Source organism: Mesorhizobium sp. M0058 (assembly GCF_040323095.1).
In the GTDB taxonomy this organism is placed as follows: Bacteria; Pseudomonadota; Alphaproteobacteria; order Rhizobiales; family Rhizobiaceae; genus Mesorhizobium.
Genome location: NZ_JAMYUQ010000036.1, coordinates 1 through 19,989 on the forward strand (window position 1 = coordinate 1; position 19,989 = coordinate 19,989).

Below are 19,989 nucleotides of genomic sequence, written 5' to 3' on the forward strand. Positions count from 1 at the left end.
CTCGTGGGCATTTGTCACCAGGTCCATCTCGTCGATCAGTTCGAGATTGGCGACGCCGGCGGCAACGCAGATCGGGTGCGCCGCATAGGTCCAGCCATGGCCGAGCGAGCCAAGCTTGTCGGAGCCCTGCACCAGCACCTGCCACATCTTGTCGGCAACGATGACGCCCGACAGCGGTGCATAGGCCGAGGTCAGGCCCTTGGCGATGGTGATCAGGTCCGGCTTGATGCCGTAATGGTCGGAGCCGAACATGGTGCCCAGACGGCCGAAGCCCGTCACCACCTCGTCGGCGACCAGCAGCACGTCATACTTCTTCAGCACCGCCTGGATCTTCTCCCAGTAGCCGGCCGGCGGCGGCACGATGCCGCCAGTACCGAGGATCGGCTCGCCGATGAAGGCGGCGACGGTTTCGGGACCTTCGGCCAGGATCGTCTCTTCAAGCTTGTCGGCGCAATGCTGCGAGAACTGCTCCTCGCTCATCGAGCGGTCGGCGCGGCGGAAATAGTAGGGCGCTTCGGTGTGCAGGACCGGCGCGCGCGGCAGGTCGAAGGCGTTGTGGAACAGGTCGAGCCCGGTCAGTGATCCCGTCATCACGCCCGAGCCGTGATAGCCGCGCCAGCGCGAGATGATCTTCTTCTTCTCCGGCCGTCCCAGCACATTGTTGTAGTACCAGATCAGCTTGATGTTGGTCTCGTTGGCATCCGAACCCGAGAGGCCGAAATAGACCCGCGACATGCCCTTCGGCGCGCGGTCGATGATCATCTTGGCCAGTGTGATCGAAGCCTCGGTGCCGTGGCCGACATAGGCGTGGTAATAGGCGAGGTTTTTCGCCTGGGTGGCGATCGCGTCCGCGATCTTCTGGCGGCCATAGCCGACATTAACGCAATAGAGGCCGGCAAAGGCATCGATGCTCTTCCTGCCATTGTTGTCCCATACCGTGACGCCCTCGCCGCCGGCCATGATGCGGGTCGGCGATTCACCCCGCGCATGAGTGCCCATATGGGTCGAGGGATGGAAGAAGTGGTCGCGATCCCAGGCGTTGAGTTCGTTGGACTGGTCGAGCATTTTTTTACTCCTTGAGAGATGGCCGGACGGACTATGCGACGTCCAGACAGAGGTACTTCAGATCGGCGAAAGCTTCGAGCCCGTGGCGCGAGCCTTCGCGGCCGATGCCGGATTGCTTGACGCCGCCGAAGGGGATCGGCGCTCCGGTGATCTTGACGCGGTTGATGGCGACCATGCCGTAGTCGAGCGCGCGGCCCATACGTTGCTGGCGGGCGCCATTCTCGGTAACGACATAGGCGACGAGGCCATATTCTGTGGCGTTGGCACGGGCGATCACCTCGTCCTCACTGTCGAACGGCGTGACTGCGGCGACCGGCCCAAAGGTTTCCTCGCGCATGATCAGCGCTTCGTCGCTGACATCGGCCAGCAACGTCGGCTGGTAGAACAGCGGCCCGGCCTGATGCCGCTTGCCGCCGGTGAGGCAGCGCGCGCCACGAGCGATGGCATCGGCGACCTGCTCTTCGACCTTTGCGACGGCACGCTCATGCATCAGCGGCCCGATGTCGATCTTGTCGGTAAGGCCGTTGCCGGTGCGCAGCGCCTCGATACGCCTGGCAAAAGCGGCGCAGAAGCGATCGTAGATCGGGCGCTGGACGTAGATGCGGTTGGCGGCGAGGCAGTCCTGGCCGGAGGTGGCGAATTTGGCATCGATGGCGATGCTCACCGCCTTGTCCAGATCGGTATCGGCAAAGACGATCAGCGGCGCGTGGCCCCCAAGCTCCATCACCAGCCGCTTCATCGTCGGCGCGCTTTGCGCCGCGATCAGCCGGCCGATCTCGGTCGAGCCGGTGAAGCTTATGGCGCGAACGCGCGGGTCCTCGCACATGCGACCGACAATGGCAGCAGCCTTGCCGGTGATGACATTGAAGACGCCGGCGGGCAGGCCGGCGCGCTCGCCGAGTTCAGCCAGCGCCAGCGCCGACAGCGGCGTCTCCGAGGATGGGTGTGCGACGATGGTGCAGCCGGCGGCGAGTGCGGCGGCCGCCTTGCGGGTCAGCATCGCCGCCGGAAAATTCCAGGGCGTGACGACGCCGACAACGCCGAGCGGCTCGCGCCGCACCATCATTTCGGCATCAGGCAGATGACTGGTGACGCTCTCGGCGTTGAGGCGCTTTGCCTCTTCGGCATACCATTCGACGAAGGAGGCGGCGTAGTCGATTTCGCCAAACGATTCCTGCAGCGGCTTGCCCTGTTCCAGTGTCATCAGCAGGGCCAGATCATCCTTGGCTGCAATGATCAGCTCGAACCATTTTCGCAGAATTTTGGACCGCTCCTGCGGCAGCAACGAACGCCAAGCCGGAAAGGCACGTGCGGCGGCGTCGATTGCTTTGGTCGTCTGCCCGGCATCGAGCGCCGCGACAAATGCGACAGTGGTGCCGGTCGCCGGATCGGTAACCTCGAAACTCTTCGCCGCTCCGCTTGCCGTCCAGTGACCGTCGACATAGGCGAGCTCGCGCAGCAGCCGGCGGTCGGAGAGGCGGTCGAGCGCCTCATGGCGATGCGAGCGGGCAAAATGCGCGGACATGGTCGAGGCCTCCCGGTTCGGACGATGCGGGAAGACTATCCGTCACATACAGACAGAGAGACTGTTTCGACGCCCTGAAGGAGAGAGACTCTCTCTATTGTGCCGTCCCGACAGACATTCTCTCCGGGCTTATGCCGACGCCGGCAACAGGTCGGATATCGGTAGCACGATTTCGTCCTTCACCGTCTTGGTGACGATGTAGGTGAAGTAGCGGTCGATGCCGATCTCGCGCTCCAGCAGGCCGTCGACCAGCCGCTGATAGGCGTCGATGTCGCGCGTCATCACCTTCACCACATAGTCGACGCCGCCGCCCACCGACCAGCAGGCGACGATTTCGGGGATATCGCGGATGACGCGTTCGAAGCGATCGAAATCGGCCTGGCGATGGCTGGCCAGCGTCACCTCCATCAGCACGGTGGCGACCGGCGCCACGACGCGCATGGCGATCCTGGCGTGGTAGCCCGAGACGATGCCGGCCTTCTCCAGCTTGCGCAGCCGCATCCAGCACGGCGTCGGCGACAGCCCGACCTGTTCGGCCAGCGCCAGCTTGGTGATGCGCCCGTCGCGCTGGATGGCGTCGAGTATCCTGAGGTCGACCGCGTCGAGTTTCGATGTCATCGGCGTCCGCTTTTTGTCGGCATCACCATGACGGCGCATTATTTCGATTGTCAATTGCACTGATTTCGATCTCTATTAAGTCATGACATTATGGCAACCCGACCCTGCGCTCCTCCGCCGGCCAGCCTATCAATCGCTGGCCGACCAGTTCGCCCGCGCCATTCATGACGGGCGGCTGGCCAATGGCGCGCGGCTGCCAACGCATCGAAGGCTGGCAGACGATTTAAAACTGTCGGTGCAGACGGTCAGCCGCGCCTACGAAGAACTGATCCGGCGCGGCCTGATTTCGGGCGAGATCGGCCGCGGCAGCTTTGTCCAGACGCAGCGCCGTGAACCGGAGCCGCCCTATCTGCCGGAGCGCCTCGGCGAGGTCATCGACCTATCGATCCTGAAGCCGGTCTGCGAGCCGATGCATCTGGAGCGGCTGAAGCAGGCGCTGGGCTGGCTGGCCGAAAACCTGCCATCGAGTTCGGCGCTGTCGTTTCGGCCCAACATGGTGTTTCCGCGCCACCGCGCGGTGGCGGTCGAATGGCTGAAACTGTGCGGGCTTGACGTCTCCGCGCAAAATATCAGCCTGACCAACGGCGCCACTGCTGGGATGACCGTAGCGCTGATGAGCGTGGCGCCGCCGGGCTCGACCGTCGCCACCGAGGCTATCGGCCACCACACGCTGGTGCCGCTGGCGCGCTATCTCGGCTTCAACCTGGAAGGCCTGCCGATCGACGGCAATGGCCTGATCCCGGAGGCGTTGGACGAGGTCTGCCGGCTCACCGACATTCGCGCGGTATTCGTGCAACCGTCGGTGATCAACCCGACGGCGACGCTGATGGACGCTCGGCGGCGCGAAGAGATCGCCGCGGTCGCGCGCAAGCACGACATCGCCATCATCGAGAACGATGTGCTGGGTCCGCTGGTCGAGGACCGGCCGCCGCCGGTCGCCGCCTTTGCGCCGGAGCGCACGCTCTACGTCACTTCCTTCACCAAGATCACCGTACCTGGCCTGCGCATCGGCTATCTCGCGGCGCCCGACCGCTATGTCGCCGCCGTTGCCAACCGGCATCTGGTGTCGAACTGGATGGCGACGCCGCTGGTGGCCGAGATCGCCACCAAATGGGTGACCGACGGCACGGCGATGGAACTCGTTCGCTGGCAGCGCGCGGCATTGCGCCGCCGCCAGGACATCGCAGCCGAGGTGCTGGGCGGGGTTGGTTATCGCGCCAGGCGCGACGGGCTGCATGTCTGGTTGCAACTGCCCGCGGACCGTGCCGAGGAAAGCTTCGTCGCCCAGGCCCGCCTGCAAGGCGTGGCGATCGCGCCCGGCACCTCCTTCCGCATCTCGGATGCGCCCTGGCATCCGGCGGTGCGCATCTCGCTCGGCTCGACCACCGAGGGGGAACTGCGCGCCGGCCTCGGCGTTGTCACCAAGTTGCTGCTTGGCGATCCGGAGCATCTGCTGCTCGCAATCTAAGCGGGAATTGCTCTGGAATCATGCAGTGCCGGAAATATTGTCATGATTTTATTTTCCCAATTGACATGATTTGGCGCGTTCCGCATCGTTAAGGGCACAGGCTTCTCCAGCAGGGGAAATTCATTTGTCCTCACCCATCATCAAGGTCGACGCCATTTCGAAGAGCTTCGGCTCGTTCAAGGTACTGGACGGCCTGTCGATGCAGGTCATGCCCGGCGAGAAGCTGGCGCTGATCGGCCCGTCCGGCTCGGGCAAGACGACGATCCTGCGAATCCTGATGACGCTGGAGAAGATCGACGGCGGCCATATCCAGATCGATGGCGAGCAGCTCTATCACATGGAGCGCAACGGCCAGCTGCTGCCCGCCGACGAGCGGCACCTGACCAAGATGCGGCAGAAGATCGGCATGGTCTTCCAGCTGTTCAATCTGTTTCCGCACAAATGCGTCATGGATAACGTCACGCTGGCGCCGATGCTGACCAAGGGCACGCCTCGCGCCGCCGCTGAAAAGCGGGCCATGGAACTGCTCGACATGGTCGGCATGGCCGACAAGGCGAAGTCGATGCCGGCGCAGCTGTCCGGCGGCCAGAAGCAGCGCGTGGCGATTGCCCGTGCGCTGGCATTGTCGCCGAAGATCATGCTGTTCGACGAGGTGACGTCGGCCCTCGATCCGGAGCTGGTCGAGGAGGTGATGAATGTCATGCGCAAGCTCGCCGCAGAGACCGACATGACCATGCTGCTGGTCACCCACGAGATGGGCTTTGCCCACGACTTCGCCGACCGCGTGCTGTTCTTCGACCGCGGCAAGATCGTCGAAGAGGGCAAACCAGACGAGATTTTCCGCCATCCAAAGCAGGAGCGCACGCAAGGCTTCCTGAAGAAGATCATCGCGGCCGGACATCGTGTCTGACCGCTTTGCGGGGCGGAAGACCGCCCCAGACAAAACCAAGAAGACAACAAGGAGTTGGGAACAATGAAGAAACTTGGCATTCTGGCCGGCGTCGCCGGTCTCGCACTGACGGCGGTGCTCGCCGCGTCGAGCACCGGTTCGGCCGATGACGGCAAGCTCGAGCAATTGAAGGCACAGGGCTTTGCCCGCGTCGCCATCGCCAACGAGCCGCCCTATACTGCGGTCGCTGCCGACGGCAAGGTTTCGGGTGCGGCGCCCGACGTGGCGCGCGAGGTCTTCAAGCGCCTCGGTGTTGCCGACATCGTCGCTTCCATTTCGGAGTATGGCGCGATGATTCCCGGCCTGCAGGCCGGCCGCTTCGACGTCGTCACCGCCGGCCTGTTCATGAAGCCGGAGCGTTGCGCGGCGGTCGTCTATTCCGAGCCGGTGCTGTGCGACGCCGAGGCGATGCTGGTGAAGAAGGGCAATCCGAAGGGCTTCAAGAGCTACGAGGACGTCGCCAAGGACACGTCGGCCACCATCGGCGCGCCGGGCGGCGGCACCGAGGAGAAGCTGGCGCTCAACGCCGGCGTGCCGCGCGAGCGCGTCATCGTCGTGCCGGACGGCCAGAGCGGCCTGAAGATGCTGCAGGACGGTCGCATCGATGCCTATTCGCTTCCCGTCCTGTCGATCAACGACCTCGTCAAGAAAGCCAACGATCCGAACCTCGAAGTCATCGCCCCGGTGGTCGGCGCGCCGGTCTATTGCGACGGCGCCGCCTTCAAGAAAGGCGATGAGGCCCTGCGCGATGCCTTCGATGTCGAGCTCGCCAAGCTGAAGAAATCCGGCGAGTTCGCCAAGATCATCGAGCCCTACGGCTTCTCGGCCGCAGCCGCGATGTCGACCACGCGGGACAAGCTCTGCGCGGCGAAATAGCGCCGTTTTTGCCTTCTCCCTGTTCACGGGGAGAAGGTGGCCCGAAGGGCCGGATGAGGGGCGGCGCCAAGTTCTGAGAATTTAGCGCTGCCCCTCATCTGCCTGCCCGTCCTCCGCAGCAGCTGCGCTGCAGCTTCGGAGGGTGGACTGGCATCTTCTCTCCGTGAACGGGGAGAAGGAAGCTAACCGCCAACGTTGGAACCCGAATGACCCAGTGGTCCGGCTACCTCGGCCTCATATTGCAGGGAGCGCTTGTCACCATCGAGCTGACGCTGATGGGGTCGGTGCTCGCCCTGATCATGGCCTTCCTCGCCGGCATGGGCCGCGTGTCGCGCTTCTTTGCGCTGCGCTGGCTGGCCACCGCCTATATAGAATTCTTCCGCGGCACCTCGATCTTCGTGCAGCTGTTCTTTGCCTATTTCGTGTTGCCGTTGATCGGCCTCGAACTGACCCCGCTGCAGGCGGGTGTGCTGGCGCTGGGCCTCAATGTCGGCGCCTATGCGGCCGAGGTGGTACGCGGCGCCATCCAGTCGGTCGGCCGCGAACAATATGAAGCCTGCATCGCGCTCAACCTCGCCCGCTGGCAAGGTATGCGCCATGTCATCCTGCCGCAGGCGCTGCTGGTCATGCTGCCGACCTTCGGCAACAACGCCATCGAGCTGCTCAAGGCGACCTCCGTGGTGTCGCTGATCTCGCTCGCCGATCTCACCTTTCAGGCGCAGGTCGTGCGCTCGCAGACCGGCAACACGCTGGCGCCGTTCACCACCATCCTGATCATCTATTTCGCCCTGGCGCTGATCATCTCCTGGGGCGTGCGTTCATTGGAACGCCGCATGGCGCGCGGCCTCGACGGAGTGCGCGTCTGATGGATTGGGACTGGAACTTCGTCTGGGAGATCCTGCCGACGCTGATCCAGGGCGTGAAGATCACCATCCTGGCAACGCTGCTCGGCTCCGTGCTGGCCGCTATCGTGGGTCTGGGCATCGCGCTGGCGCGACGCTCGCCCAACAAGGTCCTGTCGCGCACCGTCGGCTGGGCGGCCGAATTCATCCGCGGCACGCCACTTCTGGTGCAACTTTATTTCATCTTCTATGTCCTGCCGGATTTCGGCATCCTGTTGCCGCCGCTGGTCGCCGGCGTCATCGGGCTCGGCCTGCACTACGGCACCTACACGGCGGAAGTCTATCGCGCCGGCATCGACAACGTGCCGCGCGGCCAGTGGGAGGCGGCCAAGGCCTGCAATCTGAGCGCCACGCAGACCTGGACCAACATCATCATTCCGCAAGCGATCCCACCGATGATCCCGGCGCTGGCCAATTATTTCATCGCCATGTTCAAGGAGACACCGCTGCTATCGGCAATCACCGTGCTGGAGCTGATGAACCAGGCAAAGAGCGTCGCCAACACCTACTATCGCTACATTGAGCCGATCACGCTGGTCGGCGCTTTCTTCCTCGTCATCAGCCTCTTCTCGGTCGTGCTGCTGCGCTGGCTGGAACATCGCTACGGCAAGATCGAAAGGTAATTCTGAGATGAAACCGCTGCCCGAGATCAGGCTGATGCCGACAAGGCCGGCGCTCGATGCGCGCCCGCTGGAAAAGCGCGTCGGCCTGATCATCCTTGCCACCGACCACACCAGCGAACCGGATTTCCGCCGCATGGTGGCGAGCGAGCGGGTCGGCGTCTATGTCGCGCGCATTCCCTACAAGAATCCGACCACACCCGAGAATCTCCGCAAGATGCAGCCCGAGCTGGCAGCGGGTGCTGCCCTCATCCTGCCCGATGAGCCGCTCGACGCGATCTGCTACTCCTGCACCTCGGCCTCGGTGGTGATTGGCGACGCCGAGATCGAGGCGGCGATCCAGTCTGCCAAGCCGGGTGTTCCTATGGTCACGCCGCCCATGGCAGGCGTGCGCGGGTTGAAGGCGCTAGGCGCGAAAAAGATCAGCATCCTCACCCCTTACACGGTCGAAACCTCCAGGCCGATGGCGACGTATTTCGCCGAGCGCGGCTTCGAGATCGTCAGCTTCACCTGCCTCGGCTTCGAGGACGATCGCGAGATGGCGCGCATTGCGCCGGCAGCGATCGTCGACCTGGCTCGTGAGGCGACGCATGCGCAGGCCGATGCACTGTTCGTGTCCTGCACCGCATTGCGCGGAGCGCTCGCGGTTCCCGGCATGGAACAGGCGATCGACCGCCCGGTCGTCACCAGCAACCAGGCGAGCGCCTGGAACTGTTTGCGGTTGTGTGGCGACGGGACGTCGCATCCCGAATTTGGCCGTCTGATGACGCTGCCTTTGCCGCGCGATTGACGATCATGACGACAGTCACCCTTAACGATATTCGTGTCGCCCGGGAGCGAATTGCCGGCAAAATCGAACGCACGCCGACAGGGTTATCTCACAGCCTTTCCGAACGACTGGGGGTCCCTGTCCACCTCAAGCTTGAACACCGCCAGACCACCGGCAGCTTCAAGCTGCGCGGCGCCTCGAATGCCGTTGCTTCGCTGAGCGCCGAGGAGAAGGCGCGCGGCGTGGTCGCGGCGTCGACCGGAAATCATGGCCGTGCGCTGGCCCATGCCGCGAAGCTGGAAGGCATGCGTGCGGTGATCTGCATGTCGCGACTGGTGCCGGGCAACAAGCTCGACGAAATCCGTCGGCTTGGCGCGGATGTCCGCATCATCGGCAACAGTCAGGACGAGGCGCAGCAGGAGGTCGAGCGGCTGGTGGCGCAAGAGGGGCTGGTGATGTTGCCGCCCTTCGACCACCCGGCCATCATCGCCGGGCAAGGCACGCTCGGACTGGAGATGATCGAGCAGGTCCCGGATGCCGCTCTCGTCCTGGTGCAACTCTCCGGTGGTGGACTCGCCTCGGGCATCGCCGCCGCCGTCAAGGCCGTCAGCCCCGGGACAAAAATCATCGGCGTTTCGATGGCGCGTGGTGCTGCGATGAAGGCGAGCCTGGATGCCGGTCGCCCGGTCGAGGTGGAAGAACTGCCGACGCTGGCGGATTCGCTCGGCGGCGGCATCGGTCTCGGCAACCGGCTGACCTTCGCCATGTGCCGCGATCTGCTCGACGACGTCATCCTGCTCAGCGAGGACGAGATCGCCGCCGGCATCCGCCATGCCTATGAACAGGAGCGCGAGATCGTCGAAGGCGCCGGAGCGGTAGGCATCGCTGCGCTACTCGTCGGCAAGGTCAGGGCGACCGGGCCGGTGGTCGTTCTTCTCTCGGGCCGCAATATCGACATGAACACGCATCGCAAGATCGTCTGCGGTGACGCACTCGCGGAGCGCGCGGCATGAAAACTCTCCCACGCCGAATTCCCGCCCACCCCCCTCTGTCCTGCCGGACATCTCCCCCGCAAGGGGGGAGATCGGCAGCTTCGATGCGGTCGCTGTTCTTGCTGCGCTGGAGATTGGCGAAGGCAGGAGTGCAGTCCAATCTCCCCCCTTGCGGGGGAGATGGCCGGCAGGCCAGAGGGGGGGGTGACGGAACACTATCCTTCGCAGTGCGCGCCTTCGCGGAGCGCGTCGCATGAGCCGGATGACGATCCTCACCGAGAAGGAACTGCGCACAATCGTGACGCTCGATCTCGACGCGGTCGCCTGCGTCGAAAACGCTTTCCGCGCGCTCGCCACATTGCCGGTGGCGATGCCGCCGATTCTGCGGTTGGACATTCACGAGCAGCGCGGCGAGGTGGATGTGAAGTCCGCCTATGTGCCTGGAATAGACGGTTTCGCCGTCAAGATAAGCTCCGGCTTCTTCGATAATCCGAAGCTCGGTCTGCCCAGCGGGGGCGGCATGATGGTGTTGCTCTCGGCAAGAACCGGTGTGGTCGAGGCGCTGCTGCTGGACAATGGCTATCTCACAGATGTCCGCACCGCTGCTGCCGGCGCCGTCGCGGCGAAGCATCTGTCGCGGCCGGATTCGTCCGTCGCCGCAATCTTCGGCGCCGGCGTGCAAGCCGGGCTGCAACTCGAAGCACTCATGTTGGTGCGGCCGATCGCCGAGGCACGTATCTGGGCGCGCGATGCGGTCAAGGCGCAGACGGCCGCAGGCGCGCTGCGCGAAAAGCTCGGCATTCTCGTGCGCGCCGAGCCGGATGCAGCCAAAGCAACCATCGGCGCCGACATCATCGTCACCACCACGCCGTCGACCGAGCCGCTGATCAAGGCCGGCTTTGTCGTTGCCGGGCAGCACATCACCGCCATGGGCTCGGATGCCGAACACAAGAACGAGATCGCGCCGGCGATCCTGCGCATGGCCGATCTCTATGTCGCCGACAGCGCCAAGCAGACACGGCGTCTGGGAGAACTGCATCACGCCATCGCATCGGGCGTGATGGGAGCCGATGCCGCGGTCACCGAACTCGGCCAGATCATCGCCGGCGAACGGCACGGAAGGCGCTCACCCAGCGATATCACCATTGCCGACCTCACCGGCACCGGCGTGCAGGATACGGCGATCGCCACGCTCGCTCGCGACCGGGCGCGGGCGGCCAATGCCGGAACCATTTTTGAAAGCTGATGCTGGCCGCAAGGCCCAACAAACGAGGACCAAGAACAATGCAACCGAACCTGAAATTCTCGCGCGCCGAATTTGCGGATCGCCTCGCCAAGACGCGGAAAGCCATGGAGGTGAAGGGCGTCGATCTCCTGGTTGTCAGCGACCCCTCCAACATGGCCTGGCTGACCGGCTACGATGGCTGGTCGTTCTATGTGCACCAAGCAGTGATTGTGCCCCCATCGGGCGAGCCGGTCTGGTACGGCCGCGGCCAGGATGCCAATGGCGCCAAGCGCACCGCCTATCTCGCGCATGACAACATCGTCGGCTATGCCGACCACTACGTGCAGTCGACCGAGCGCCACCCGATGGATTTTTTGGCCAGCGTGCTTAGTGATCGCGGCTGGGGCAAGCTGACCATCGGCGTCGAGATGGACAATTACTGGTTCTCGGCTGCCGCCTTCGCCGCGTTGCAGAAGCACCTGCCCAACGCCCGCTTCGTCGACGCGACAGCGCTGGTCAACTGGCAGCGCGCGGTGAAGAGCCCGACTGAAATCGACTATATGCGCAAGGCGGCCCGCATCGTCGAAGCCATGCACCAGCGCATCGTCGACAAGATCCAGGTCGGCATGCGCAAATGCGATCTGGTCGCCGAGATCTACGATGCCGGCACGCGCGGCGTCGACGGCATCGGCGGCGACTATCCGGCGATCGTGCCGCTGCTGCCGTCGGGCGCCGACGCCTCGGCGCCACATCTCACCTGGGACGACCAGCCGATGAAGTCGGGCGAGGGCACCTTCTTCGAGATCGCCGGCTGCTACAGCCGCTACCATTGCCCGCTGTCGCGCACCGTCTTTCTCGGCAAGCCGACGCAGGAATTCCTAGATGCCGAGAAGGCGACGCTGGAAGGCATGGAGGCGGGGCTTGCGGCGGCAAAGCCCGGCAATGCCTGTGAGGACATCGCCAACGCCTTTTTCGCCGTGTTGAAGAAATACGGCATCGTCAAGGACAACCGCACAGGCTACTCGATCGGCCTGTCCTATCCGCCGGATTGGGGCGAGCGCACCATGAGCCTGCGCCCCGGCGACCGCACCGAACTCAAGCCCGGCATGACCTTCCATTTCATGACCGGCCTGTGGCTGGAGACGATGGGACTGGAAATCACCGAATCCATCCTGATCACCGAAACCGGTGTAGAGTGCCTCGCCAATGTACCGCGCAAACTGGTGGTGAAGAATTGAGCCCGATGCCTAGCCTCCGCCCATCTCCGATCGCGCCGACCGTCGATTTCGACAAGGACGGCGTGCAACATGGTTTCCTGCGCCTGCCCTACAGCCGCGACGACTCGGCCTGGGGTTCGGTGATGATCCCGATCTGCGTCATCCGCAACGGCAAGGGACAGGCCGCGCTGCTCACCGGCGGCAATCATGGCGACGAGTATGAGGGGCCGCTGGCGCTCTTCGATCTCGCCCGCACGCTCGATCCCAAACAGGTCAGCGGCACGGTGATCATCGTGCCGGCGATGAACTATCCGGCCTTCCGCGCCGGCACGCGGACGTCGCCGATCGACAAGGGCAATATGAACCGCAGCTTTCCCGGCCGTCCCGACGGCACGGTGACCGAGAAGATCGCCGACTACTTTCAACGCGAACTGCTGCCGCGCGCCGACCTCGTCTTCGATTTCCACTCCGGCGGCAGGACGCTGGATTTCGTGCCCTTCTGTGCCGCCCACACGGTGCCCGACAAGGCGCTGGAGCAGAAAGCCTTCGACGCGGTCGCCGCGTTCTCGGCCCCGTTCTCGATGCGCATGATCGAGATTGACTCCGTCGGCATGTATGACACGGCGGCCGAGGAAATGGGCAAGGTCTTCGTCAGCACCGAGCTTGGCGGCGGCGGCACCTCGCGTGCCCAGACCGTGCGGATCGCGCGGCGCGGCATCAGCAATGTGCTGCGCCATGCCGGTATTGTTGATGGTGCGGTCGAGAAGGGCAGAACTCAGTGGCTCGACATGCCGTCAGGCGATTGTTTCTCCTTCGCCGAGGACGACGGCATGATCGAGACCATGGTCGATCTCGGCGAGCCTGTGAAAGAAGGCTCGGTGCTGGCGCGCATCCATTCCACCGGCCGCACCGGCATCGCTCCGCAGGAGATCAAGGCAAAAATGTCCGGCATTCTGGCGGCGCGGCATTTCCCCGGCCTGGTCAAAGCCGGTGACTGCGCCGCCGTCCTGGCCCTTGTGGTTTCATCGTGATTTCGCAGAGTACGCCGCGCGAATATCAGTCGGTCTGGATCCAGACCGACTTGGTCTCCAGATACTCGTGCAGATGCTCGATGCCGCCCTCGCGGCCATAACCCGACATCTTCATGCCGCCGAACGGCACCGCCGGGTCGATGGCATGGTACATGTTGACCCAGACCGAGCCGGCCTTGACCCGGCGCGCAAGCTTGTGCGCGGTGCCCAGATGCGTGGTGAAGATGCCGGCGGCCAGGCCATAGGGCGTCGCATTGGCACGCGCCACCGCTTCGTCGAGCGTGTCGAAGGGCATCGCCGAAATGACCGGGCCGAAAATCTCCTCGCGCGCGATGGTCATCTGGTCCGACACGGCGCCGAAGACCGTCGGCGCAATGAAGTTGCCGCCATCGTAGAGCTCGCCGGTCAGCCGCGAGCCACCGGCGACCAGTTCGGCGCCTTCGTCGCTGCCGGCCCTGATATAGCCCTCCACCTTGCCTGCCTGCCTGGCATTGATGAGCGGTCCGATTTCCGTCTCTGCCTCGATGCCATGGCCGATCCGCAGTCTGCCCGTGAAATCGGCGAGCCGGCGGACGAACTCGTCATGGATTTCGCGCGCCACGAACAGCCGCGAGCCGGCAATGCAGATCTGGCCCGAATGCACGAACACCGCCATCGCCGCGATCGGAACAGCCTTGTCGATGTCGGCGTCGCGGCAGACGATGATCGGCGACTTGCCGCCGAGCTCCAGTGAAACGCGTTTGAGGTTGGCCACGGTTGCCCGCGCGATGGCCTGGCCGGTCAGCGTTGATCCGGTGAAAACGATCTTGTTGACGTCTGGATGTTCGGCGAGCCGCGCACCGGCTTCGGCCCCGGTGCCGGTGACGACGTTGACGACGCCGTCGGGCACGCCGGCTTCCTGCATCAGTTGCGCGATCAGCAGCGGCGTCAGCGACGCATCCTCGGACGGTTTCAGCACGATGGTGCAGCCCGTCGCCAGCGCCGGCGCGATCTTCCAGATCGAGGCGGCGGTCGGCGCGTTCCAGGGAATGATCGCACCAACGACGCCCACCGGCTCGCGCCGGGTGAAGGTGACGATCTCGCCGGGAATCGAATTGTCGATCGTCTCGCCATGCAGCGCCGTCGCCATGCCGGCATAGAAGCGCAGCATGCCGATGACGCGGCGCCGGTTAGCGAGCGTGCGCGTGATCGGCAGCCCCATATCCAGCGTGTCGGAAACGCTGAGCTCTTCCCAATGCGTCTCGAAGAGATCGGCGATCCTGAGCAGCACGCACTGCCGCTCGTAGGGCGAGAATTTGGACCATGGGCCTTCGAAGGCCGCGCGCGCGGCGGCCACCGCCGAGTCGATATCGGCAGCCCCGCCGCGCGGCACTGTCGCCAGCACCTCGCCTGTTGCCGGATTGAGTGCCTGCATGCCGTGGCCGGACTGCGCCGCGACCCACTTGCCGCCAATGAACATCGGTCGGAATTCGCCATGGTACAACGCCGTGGCCTTCGCCTTCGGGTCGAAGTTCAGCGTCATCTCTTCCTCCTCGCAATTCCGTGGCGACTATTACTCCCGCCGCCGACCTCAAACAAGGAAAGCTAAAGGGCGCTCGGACAATCAGATTGCGCGGACTTCCCGATCACGCCAGCCGCTAGAGCGTGATCCAGAAAAGTGGGAAACGGTTTTCGGAAAAGATCATGCTTCGACAAACGGCATCTAGAAAATCACCGGCATCTAGAAAAATCATCGCGAGTTGTCGGAGCGCGTCGCTGAAAGCTCAAGGAGGCAAGCCGATCATTGCCCACGGCGACCGCGATGCCGGCATTGCAGACGAGAGCGCAACAGGTAGTCGCCAGCCGCCACCCAGCGCTCACCCGTGGCCGGATCGAATCGTGGCCGTTCCAGCCGGCTTCACCGTGACAGAGGTTTCGCGCGCCGCTTCGCTGCAATCGCTGTTGGATGACTGCTCGCGGAAGCAAGATCGGTCAGCGGCCTCGCGACTTGCAAACATTGGCAGATTGAGCCGCAACCGACGGTGCCTGCATCGATCGAGCACGCCGGTCCGTCACTCCGGAAGTCCGGCCTTTCGGAAGCCATCGACGAAATGGTCGAGCGTGGCAGTGTCGCGGAACGGCTCAGTCTCGACCCAGTGGCGGGTGGTGAAATGTGGGTTAGCGACAAGGAACAGGTCGACCTCGGCGCGCGCCTCATCGATCCGGCCGAGTTGCGCAAGGCTTGCCGCAAGGAAACGGCGCGAGCTTGTCCGATACGTCTCGTCCCGGCGCGTCGTCTCGACGGCGGCTTCATAGTCGCGCGCCGCATATTGCGCCTGGCCGAGCGTCAGGTAGTACCAGCTTGCCGGAAACGGGTTCAGCCGGAACGCCTTGCCGATATAGTCGAGGCCGTCCTCGACGCGCCCGGCCAGGACCGCGATGTCGGACAATGTCGCCCAGGCATCGGCCTCGTTCGGGTCGAGTTCGAACGCCTTGGCAAATCCCACATCCGCTTCGTCGAATCTGCGCTCATAGGCAAGCAGGTTAGCAAGCACCCAGTGGCAGCCGGCATCGTTGGGATCGATCGCCACAGCCTTGCGCGCCAGTTCCAGGGCAAGGCTGCGGGCAGGCTCAATGGGCTCTCCCCAATGCACCCATCCCATCCAGTGGTTCATGGCAAGCCAGCGATAGGCTTCGGCATAGTCCGGATCGAGCGCAAGCGCGCGCGTCAGCAACAGATGCGCTTCGCGCGCCGTCTCCGGCGAGACGTCGATCAGGTTGCGGGCTCGCACGCACAGATCGTAGGCCTCGAGATTTCGAGGCCGGTTGCGCGGCAGCGGCGCGCGCAGCCGGCCAAGCAGCGCCTCGACGATCTTGGCCGTCACCTCGTCCTGAACGGCAAAAATATCTTCCAGGCCGCGATCGAAGCGGTCTGCCCACAAATGCTCGCCGCTCAGCGCGTCGACCAGCTGGGCGTTGATGCGCACGCGCCCGGCGGCGCGTCTGGCGCTGCCCTCCAAGAGATAGCGCACGCCAAGTTCCCTGGCGACCTCGCGCACATCCACCGCCTTGCCCTTGTAGGCAAAGGTCGAGTTGCGCGCGATGACGAACAGGCCGCCGATCCTCGACAGGTCGGTGATCAGGTCTTCGGTCAACCCGTCGGCGAAGGCTTCCTGCTCGGGGTCGTTGCTGAAATTGGCAAAGGGCAGCACGGCTATCGACGGTTTGGCGGGCAGCGGCAAAGCCTGTCGCTTCTCGTCGCCGAGCTGTTCGATGGCGCCGGCGAAGCGATAGCCGACGCGCGGAACGGTCGATATCCATTCTCCGCCGTTCGTGGCCGGACCCAGCAGCTTGCGCAATTGCGCAATCTGGACGGTGAGGTTGCCTTCCTCAACGGCGGTGCCTGGCCAGGCCGCATCCATCAACTCGGCCTTGGCCACGATCTCGCCGGGCCGGGCGACGAGCGCCGCCAGCAGCTGCAGTCCGCGGTGGCCGGCGGCGACGGGAACTTGGTCCCGAAGGAGCGTTCCCGCACCCGGATCAAGCACGAACGGACCAAAGGCAAAGCGCGATCCCTGCATAACGCGCATCTATAGAGCAATTCCAGGAAAGGTGTGAAGGCGGTTTTCCCACGGGAAAGCGCAGAGCGCTTCACGGACGTATGGCGTCAAAACAAAGAGTTGAGCACCTCGTCGTTTCGATGAATCGGCGAGGTGCTCTAACTGCTTTGGAACTTTTGAGAACTATTTGGCCGCGCTTAATTACGGCGCCGTCCGCATGCGGCAGAATTCAACCTCTTTCAAGCCGAGGGCTGTCGCCCCTCAAACCGAATGGAGGTTGCCATGAACGATACCCTTGCTTCTGCTCGTGCAGCCTTGCCGGAAAAGGCGGTGTCATCGGGCCGGCGTCCGACGGGCCCGCGGGGCATGATCGCGGCCTGGCGCGAGCGGATACGCTTTCGCTGGGACCTCAAGCAGATGGCGGAGGCCAATCCGCACCTGATCGACGATATCGGTCTGACCAGACGCCAGGTCGAGGCCGAAATCGTCAAACGCTTCTGGCAAGTGTGAGCTGATGTCGCGGATAAGACCCGCCCGCCTGTTTGGGCGTACCGCGGCGTTTTGCCGGCATTTGCACTTGCCGGAACGTGCCGATCCTGCTTCGAAGTCGGCATGAGCGCCGAAGACGCGACGTCACCGCCGGAGAACCTCATCGCATGGGCCGCGATGGCCGGCATCATCGCGACAGTTACGGTGTTCGCCATAGCACAGGGGCTGACGTATCCGCTGCTCAGCTTCATCCTGGAACGGCAAGGGACGACACCGGGCCTTATCGGCCTCTCGGCCGCGATGACGCCTCTGGGTTTCATTATATCGTCGCTCTTCACGCCGGCGCTGGTCCGGCGGGTGGGCGCGGCGCGCTTTGCGGTTGTGTGTTCGATCCTGGCAGCAACCGTCCTGATCGCGATTGCCTGGACGCAGGATGTATGGGCCTGGATGCCGTTGCGCTTCCTGCTCGGCTTCTTTGCCAATCCGCTTTACGTGATCAGTGAAACCTGGCTGGTCTCGATCACACCCGCCGCACGCCGAGGCCGCATCATGGGCCTATACTCCTCCATCGTTTCCGCCGGCTTTGGCCTCGGCCCGCTGTCGCTAGGCTTGGTCGGCACGCAAGGATGGCCACCCTTCATCATCGGCAGCGCGGCCTTCCTTGTCTGCGGCCTGATCGTGCTTGCCGTCGCGCCACGCCTGCCCGACATGCCGCGTGAGGGCGAAGCGGTGTCGGTCGGCGGCTTCTTCGCGCTGGCGCCGCTGCTCTTGTTCGCAGTCTTCACGGCTGCCGCCTTCGAGCAAGTCCTGCTTTCGCTGTTCGCGGTCTATGGTGCCGCGCTCGGCAGCACTGAGCAGCGCATCGCTTCGCTCATCACCTGTTTCATCGCCGGCAATGCCGTGCTGCAGGTCGTGCTTGGGCGCGCCGCCGAACGGTTTGGCTCGAAGCCGATGATGCTGTTCTGTGTCCTGGCTTGCCTGGCCGGTTGTTTGCTGTTGCCGTTGCTCTTCGCTACATGGCTTGTCTGGCCGCTCTTCTTCGTCTGGGGCGGGGTCTCGTTCGGGATCTACACGCTGTCGCTGATCCAGCTCGGCGAGCGTTTCACCGGTCAAGCCTTGATCGCCGGCAATGCCGCCTTCGCGTTCGTATGGGGGGTAGGCGGCATCGTCGGCTCACCCGTGGCCGGGCTGGCGATGCAACTGACCGGACATCAGGGACTGCCATTGTCGCTTGGCCTGCTGTGCTGCGTGCTGGTGGTGTTTCTGCTGGCGGAGTTACGGCGGGTTGACCGCGTTCAGGCGTAAGGCGTGCCTGCCATTGCGGCCTTCAGGCCGATGCTGCCCTTGTCGACAATAGCGAGAAAGGCCGGACCCGCCTCGTCGCCGTCCTGGGTTTCTCGAAGCGTCCGATCCGCCTCGATGAACGCCACGGCCGCCAGGCGGGTGTCGGGGTCTGCAGCTTACGCCCGCCGCCTTCGGATAGTGCCACCATTAGGATATCCCAGCTCGTCGCGTTCGCTCTCGCTCGCGCCGACGCCGGCCCAGTCCGGACCAGCAATGTCTTCAGCTGCCATGTCTTCAAACCTCGATGTCAGGCGAAAACGCGGCCGCCGTAGAAACTCGGCGGCCGCCAATGGCGACGCTATATTCGCCCGAGAACAACCAGAATGATCACGATGATCAGCACCAGCCCGAGGCCACCGCCGCCATAGTAACCAGTGCCGTAGAACGGGCCGCCGCCGAGGCCGCTGAAGCCGCCGAGCAACGCGATGATCAGGATGATAATAAGAATGGTACCCAGGCCCATATGCCGTCTCCTTCGCTGCCGCGCCGTTCACGGCGCGGCTCGAAGAACTAAACTCCCAGCAAGCCTTCCTGTTCCCCGGCGATTTTCATCCGACGGCTAAGGAACGAAAGCCATCATCACGGCGTTTGCTGAGGTTCAGGCGCAAGCTCGGCGTGCCATCACGCGCGCTGGGCGGCGCGTAGAATTCAGAATTTGCGCGGGATCGCCCTTAAGGCGGCCGGCGGCTCGTCCACCCGAACGCGCCGGCAGGCGTGACGCCGAGCTTACGCTGGAAGGCGAGCTTAAACGTGTCGACATCTGAAGCCGAATTGGTCGACGACGAGTTTTGGCCCCGCACCATTTCCAGTCGAGCCGAACCGGCAGCAGCTCACGTCGCCTTGCCGGCCAGCGCGCCTATGTCTTCCTCGGCAATATCGTCGAACGATGCGTAGTTCATGTTGTAGAGCCTGGCATAGAGGCCCTTGGCCGCCATCAGCTGCTCGTGGTTGCCGCTTTCGACGATCTCGCCGTTCTGTAAAACGATGATGCGGTCGGCGCCGCGTATGGTCGCCAGCCGATGGGCGATGACCAGGCCGGTGCGCCCCTCCAGCAGCGTGACCAGCGCCTTCTGGATCAGCATCTCGGTGTAGGAATCGATGCTCGCCGTGGCCTCGTCGAGCACCAGGATCTTGGCGTCCGCCACCAGCGCGCGGGCAAAGCTGATCAGCTGGCGCTGGCCGAGCGAGAGATTGCCGCCGCGCTGCTCGAGCTCGGTGTCGTAGCCATCGGGCAAATGCTCGATGAAGTCGTGGGGGCGCGCCGCCCCCGCCGCGCGCCCCCCCCAGTGGCGGGGGGCGGACGGGGTGTTGTATAGGTATTTTTTAATAACACGGCCAGGAAAAAACAAACAACCAAAAA

At 64.1% G+C, this 19,989-nt stretch carries 20 protein-coding genes; 12 read left to right on the forward strand and 8 right to left on the reverse strand.

Annotation, left to right across the window (positions count from 1 at the left end; translation table 11 throughout):
- From NKJ75_RS32115 to NKJ75_RS32125, 3 genes are all read right to left on the reverse strand, one after another.
- Positions 1 to 1,065: aminotransferase class III-fold pyridoxal phosphate-dependent enzyme (locus NKJ75_RS32115; RefSeq protein WP_352500704.1), on the reverse strand; the 1,065-nt coding region annotated here is incomplete at its 3' end.
- A gap of 31 nt (positions 1,066 to 1,096) precedes the next feature.
- On the reverse strand, positions 1,097 to 2,590 hold the full coding sequence (locus NKJ75_RS32120) for an NAD-dependent succinate-semialdehyde dehydrogenase (RefSeq protein WP_023834903.1): 1,494 nt from the start codon (positions 2,588 to 2,590) through the stop codon (positions 1,097 to 1,099).
- Between the two features lie 129 nt (positions 2,591 to 2,719).
- Positions 2,720 to 3,208, reverse strand: a complete 489-nt coding sequence (locus NKJ75_RS32125; protein WP_023732237.1) for an Lrp/AsnC family transcriptional regulator — start codon at positions 3,206 to 3,208, stop codon at positions 2,720 to 2,722.
- Positions 3,209 to 3,290: 82 nt separating this feature from the next.
- Here NKJ75_RS32125 and ehuR point away from each other — a divergent pair, with 82 nt between their 5' ends.
- From ehuR to doeB, 10 genes are all read left to right on the forward strand, one after another.
- A complete protein-coding gene (gene ehuR, locus NKJ75_RS32130) occupies positions 3,291 to 4,676 on the forward strand; it encodes a MocR-like ectoine utilization transcription factor EhuR (protein WP_023732236.1) in 1,386 nt (461 codons plus the stop codon).
- Positions 4,677 to 4,800: 124 nt separating this feature from the next.
- Positions 4,801 to 5,586, forward strand: a complete 786-nt coding sequence (gene ehuA / locus NKJ75_RS32135) for an ectoine/hydroxyectoine ABC transporter ATP-binding protein EhuA (protein WP_023682675.1) — start codon at positions 4,801 to 4,803, stop codon at positions 5,584 to 5,586.
- Positions 5,587 to 5,649: 63 nt separating this feature from the next.
- Positions 5,650 to 6,501: an ectoine/hydroxyectoine ABC transporter substrate-binding protein EhuB gene (ehuB, locus tag NKJ75_RS32140; protein WP_023686968.1), complete on the forward strand. Its 852-nt coding sequence runs from the start codon at positions 5,650 to 5,652 to the stop codon at positions 6,499 to 6,501.
- A 206-nt stretch (positions 6,502 to 6,707) separates the two neighbouring features.
- Positions 6,708 to 7,367: an ectoine/hydroxyectoine ABC transporter permease subunit EhuC gene (gene ehuC, locus NKJ75_RS32145; RefSeq protein WP_023686969.1), complete on the forward strand. Its 660-nt coding sequence runs from the start codon at positions 6,708 to 6,710 to the stop codon at positions 7,365 to 7,367.
- A complete protein-coding gene (gene ehuD / locus NKJ75_RS32150) occupies positions 7,367 to 8,026 on the forward strand; it encodes an ectoine/hydroxyectoine ABC transporter permease subunit EhuD (protein ID WP_023686970.1) in 660 nt (219 codons plus the stop codon). Before ehuC ends, ehuD begins: the two co-directional genes overlap by 1 nt.
- Before the next feature lie 7 nt (positions 8,027 to 8,033).
- A complete protein-coding gene (gene eutA, locus NKJ75_RS32155) occupies positions 8,034 to 8,813 on the forward strand; it encodes an ectoine utilization protein EutA (RefSeq protein WP_023834901.1) in 780 nt (259 codons plus the stop codon).
- Between the two features lie 5 nt (positions 8,814 to 8,818).
- A complete protein-coding gene (eutB, locus tag NKJ75_RS32160) occupies positions 8,819 to 9,805 on the forward strand; it encodes a hydroxyectoine utilization dehydratase EutB (protein ID WP_352500705.1) in 987 nt (328 codons plus the stop codon).
- A 232-nt stretch (positions 9,806 to 10,037) separates the two neighbouring features.
- Positions 10,038 to 11,030: a cyclodeaminase gene (locus NKJ75_RS32165; RefSeq protein ID WP_023704765.1), complete on the forward strand. Its 993-nt coding sequence runs from the start codon at positions 10,038 to 10,040 to the stop codon at positions 11,028 to 11,030.
- A 38-nt stretch (positions 11,031 to 11,068) separates the two neighbouring features.
- The gene (gene doeA / locus NKJ75_RS32170; protein ID WP_023704766.1) at positions 11,069 to 12,247 is read left to right on the forward strand and encodes an ectoine hydrolase DoeA; all 1,179 of its coding nucleotides are present in this window, start codon (positions 11,069 to 11,071) and stop codon (positions 12,245 to 12,247) included.
- Between the two features lie 5 nt (positions 12,248 to 12,252).
- Entirely contained in the window at positions 12,253 to 13,257 is a 1,005-nt protein-coding gene (doeB, locus tag NKJ75_RS32175) for a N(2)-acetyl-L-2,4-diaminobutanoate deacetylase DoeB (RefSeq protein ID WP_023745624.1), read from the forward strand.
- Positions 13,258 to 13,282: 25 nt separating this feature from the next.
- On the opposite strand, the gene NKJ75_RS32180 is transcribed toward doeB, so the two are convergent.
- A complete protein-coding gene (locus NKJ75_RS32180; RefSeq protein ID WP_352500706.1) occupies positions 13,283 to 14,779 on the reverse strand; it encodes an aldehyde dehydrogenase family protein in 1,497 nt (498 codons plus the stop codon).
- 529 nt (positions 14,780 to 15,308) lie between these two features.
- A complete protein-coding gene (locus tag NKJ75_RS32185; RefSeq protein ID WP_023834897.1) occupies positions 15,309 to 16,826 on the reverse strand; it encodes a winged helix-turn-helix domain-containing tetratricopeptide repeat protein in 1,518 nt (505 codons plus the stop codon).
- A gap of 252 nt (positions 16,827 to 17,078) precedes the next feature.
- Between NKJ75_RS32185 and NKJ75_RS32190 the strand changes: the two genes are divergently transcribed.
- Both NKJ75_RS32190 and NKJ75_RS32195 read left to right on the forward strand, forming a co-directional pair.
- A complete protein-coding gene (locus tag NKJ75_RS32190; protein ID WP_023692229.1) occupies positions 17,079 to 17,306 on the forward strand; it encodes a DUF1127 domain-containing protein in 228 nt (75 codons plus the stop codon).
- Positions 17,307 to 17,408: 102 nt separating this feature from the next.
- A complete protein-coding gene (locus NKJ75_RS32195; RefSeq protein WP_023834896.1) occupies positions 17,409 to 18,590 on the forward strand; it encodes an MFS transporter in 1,182 nt (393 codons plus the stop codon).
- Here the strand turns inward: NKJ75_RS32195 and NKJ75_RS32200 are convergent.
- The 3 genes from NKJ75_RS32200 to NKJ75_RS32210 all read right to left on the reverse strand — a co-directional run.
- Positions 18,581 to 18,715 (reverse strand): hypothetical protein, encoded by a 135-nt coding sequence (locus tag NKJ75_RS32200; RefSeq protein WP_023682661.1) that lies wholly within the window; start codon positions 18,713 to 18,715, stop codon positions 18,581 to 18,583. The two genes, NKJ75_RS32195 and NKJ75_RS32200, sit on opposite strands and share 10 nt — an antisense overlap.
- Positions 18,716 to 18,927: 212 nt before the next feature.
- Complete coding sequence (locus NKJ75_RS32205; protein ID WP_023667887.1) at positions 18,928 to 19,092, reverse strand: DUF3309 family protein; 165 nt, start codon at positions 19,090 to 19,092, stop codon at positions 18,928 to 18,930.
- Between the two features lie 367 nt (positions 19,093 to 19,459).
- Positions 19,460 to 19,989: ATP-binding cassette domain-containing protein (locus tag NKJ75_RS32210; RefSeq protein WP_352500707.1), on the reverse strand; the 530-nt coding region annotated here is incomplete at its 5' end.